Source organism: Streptomyces coryli (genome assembly GCF_011044975.1).
Taxonomy (GTDB): Bacteria; Actinomycetota; Actinomycetes; order Streptomycetales; family Streptomycetaceae; genus Streptomyces; species Streptomyces coryli.
In genome coordinates, this window is sequence record NZ_JAAKZV010000474.1 from 1 (window position 1) to 2,739 (window position 2,739).

Annotated in this window: 3 protein-coding genes; 2 read left to right on the forward strand and 1 reads right to left on the reverse strand. The window is 70.5% G+C overall.

All coding sequences use genetic code 11. The features are described 5' to 3' along the window. Together G5C51_RS41385 and G5C51_RS41390 are read left to right on the forward strand one after the other, a co-directional pair. The coding region (locus G5C51_RS41385; RefSeq protein ID WP_165246012.1) for a nucleobase:cation symporter-2 family protein at nucleotides 1-1,309 on the forward strand (1,309 nt) is incomplete at its 5' end. Between the two features lie 35 nt (nucleotides 1,310-1,344). Next, nucleotides 1,345-1,827, forward strand: coding sequence for a pyridoxamine 5'-phosphate oxidase family protein (locus tag G5C51_RS41390; protein ID WP_165246014.1), 483 nt, complete (start codon nucleotides 1,345-1,347; stop codon nucleotides 1,825-1,827). Between the two features lie 19 nt (nucleotides 1,828-1,846). Here the strand turns inward: G5C51_RS41390 and G5C51_RS41395 are convergent, their stop codons facing one another. Further along, on the reverse strand, nucleotides 1,847-2,473 hold the full coding sequence (locus G5C51_RS41395) for a DsbA family protein (RefSeq protein ID WP_165246016.1): 627 nt from the start codon (nucleotides 2,471-2,473) through the stop codon (nucleotides 1,847-1,849). Between the last annotated feature and the right edge of the window lie 266 nt (nucleotides 2,474-2,739).

Consider the following 2,739-nt stretch of genomic DNA (forward strand, 5'->3'; position numbering starts at 1 on the left):
CGTAGACGCCGTACCCCCCACCCCCCAGCTCCTCGCCTACGGCCTCCAGCACGTCCTCGCCATGTACGCCGGCGCCGTAGCCGTCCCCTTGATCGTCGGCGGCGCCATGAAACTCCCGCCCGCCGACATCGCCTACCTCATCACCGCCGACCTCCTGATCTGCGGCATAGCCACCCTCATCCAGTGCATCGGCTTCTGGCGCTTCGGCGTCCGGCTGCCGATCATGCAGGGCTGCACCTTCGCCGCCGTATCGCCGATGGTCCTCATCGGCACGGAGGGCGGCGGACTCCCCGCGATCTACGGCGCGGTCATCGTCGCCGGCCTCGCCATGGTCCTCCTCGCCCCGCTCTTCGGCCGCCTGCTCCGCTACTTCCCGCCCCTCGTCACCGGCACCGTCATCCTCATCATCGGCGCCTCCCTCCTCCCCGTAGCGGGCAATTGGGCGGCCGGCGGCGCCGGCGCCGAGGACTTCGGCGAGCCGAAGAACCTCGCCCTCGCGGCCGCCGTCCTCCTCCTCGTCCTGGCCATCCAGCGCTTCGCGCCGCCCGCCCTCTCCCGTATCGCGGTCCTCCTCGGGATCGTCCTCGGCATGGCCGCCGCGATCCCGCTCGGCTTCACCGACTTCAACGCGGTCGGCGACGCCGACTGGCTCGGCGTCAGCACCCCCTTCCACTTCGGGGCGCCGGAGTTCCACGTCTCCGCCATCATCTCGATGCTGGTCGTGGGCCTGGTGGCGATGACCGAGACGACCGGCGACTTCATCGCGGTCGGCGAACTCACGGACCGCAAGGTGGAGCCGCGCGCCCTCGCCGACGGCCTGCGCGCGGACGGCTTCTCCACCCTCCTCGGCGGCGTCTTCAACACCTTCCCCTACACCGCGTACGCCCAGAACGTCGGCCTCGTCGGCATGACGCGGATCCGCAGCCGCTGGGTGGTGGCGGCCGCCGGCGGCATGCTCGTCCTGCTCGGGCTGCTGCCCAAGCTCGGCGCGGTGGTGGCGGCGATCCCGGCGCCGGTGCTGGGCGGGGCCGGCCTGGTGATGTTCGGGACGGTGGCGGCGAGCGGCGTACGCACCCTCTCCCAGGTGGACTTCAGCGGGAACAATAACCTCACCGTCGTCGCCGTGTCCGTCGCCGTCGGGCTGCTGCCCGTCGGGGTCCCGGAGGTGTACGCGAAGTTCCCCGACTGGTTCCAGACCGTCATGGACAGCGGCATCAGCGCCGGCTGCGTCACGGCGATCACGCTGAACCTGCTCTTCAACCACCTTCGGGCGGGCGTCACGCAAACCAGAACCGTCCCGCAAACCTGAAGCGCCACCCCGCCCTCAAGGTGCAGGCTGGAGCCATGACTTCCCGGCTGAAGCCCGACGAGATAGCCAGGTACCTCATCGACGGCAACCGCTATATGACCCTCGGGACCACGGACGCCGACGGCCGGGCGCGGGTGACGCCGGTCTATTACGCGCCGCACGGCTACCGGATCCTGTACTGGATCTCCGCCCCCGCCGCCCGCCACTCCCGCAATATCGCCCGCGCCCCCGCCGTCAGCATCGTCATCTTCGACTCGATGGCCGCGATCGGCAAGGCGCAGGCCGTATACCTGGAGGCGCGGGCGGAGCAGGTCCCGGACACCGAGCTGCCGCAGGTCGCGGAGGTGGCCTGCCGCGCCCGCTTCCCGGAGCAGAAGCCGTTCCCGGCGGCCGAGCTGCGGCCGCCGGGACAGCTGCGTCTGTACCGGGCCCGGGTGATCGAGCACGCGATCCACATCCGCGGCTCGGACCCGGATTACGGGCGCGGGGTGGACTCGCGGCTGCCGGTGGAGCTCTGAGTCTCCGCCGGCTGCAGCCTCAGTCGAAGTTCAGCTCCCCGGTCCTGGTCCGCTTCAGCTCGAAGAACTTCGGGTAGCCGGCCAGCAGCCGCGCCCCCTCGAAGATCTTCAGCGCCTCCTCGCCGCGCGGGATCTCGGTGAGTACGGGCCCGAAGAAGGCCACCCCGTCGATGTGGATGGTCGGGGTGCCGACCTCCTGGCCGACCGGGTCCATGCCCTCGTGGTGGCTCTTGCGCAGCGCCTCGTCGTACGCGTCGGAGTGCGCGGCCTCGGCGAGCGCGGCGGGCAGCCCGACCTCCTCGAGGGCGCCCTTGATGGCCTCGTCGTAATCCTTGATCTCCTGGTTGTGGATACGGGTGCCGAGCGCCGTGTACAGGCCGGGCAGCACCTCCTCGCCGTGCTCCTGCGCGGCGGCGATGCATACGCGGACGGGGCCCCAGCCGCGGCTGAGCAGGTCGCGGTACTGCTCCGGCAGGTCGTCGCGGTTCTCGTTGAGCACGGACAGCGACATCACGCGGAAGTGCAGATCGAGCTCGCGCTGCCGCTGCACCTCGAGGATCCAGCGCGAGGTGATCCAGGCGAACGGGCAAACGGGGTCGAAGTAGAAGTCGACCTTGGGGGTCTCGGTGCTGGCGGCGGCCGTCATGGCGTCGTGGTCTCCCTGTAATCCCGGCGGTAACGGATCAGTCGTCAAGTCCAATCAAACGCTGCAACAACGCCGGGGGCCATTTCTCATCCCACCCACGAGGAATCACCTCACCGCCGCCGCCCCGTCCGGCCCACCGGAACGCCCGCGGGCGGCAGCAGCCATTCCCGCAGGACCGTACGGGCCAGCAGCACATACGCCGCGATCAGCGCCACGATGGCGACCAGCTCGACCAGCCGCCCCGACCCGAGCCGCCCCACCTGACC

Coding starts and splice junctions, on each gene's coding strand:
- G5C51_RS41395 (WP_165246016.1), bottom strand. CDS start 2,473: ATGACGGCCGCCGCCAGCACCGAGACCCCCAAGGTCGACTTCTACTTC.
- G5C51_RS41390 (WP_165246014.1), top strand. CDS start 1,345: ATGACTTCCCGGCTGAAGCCCGACGAGATAGCCAGGTACCTCATCGAC.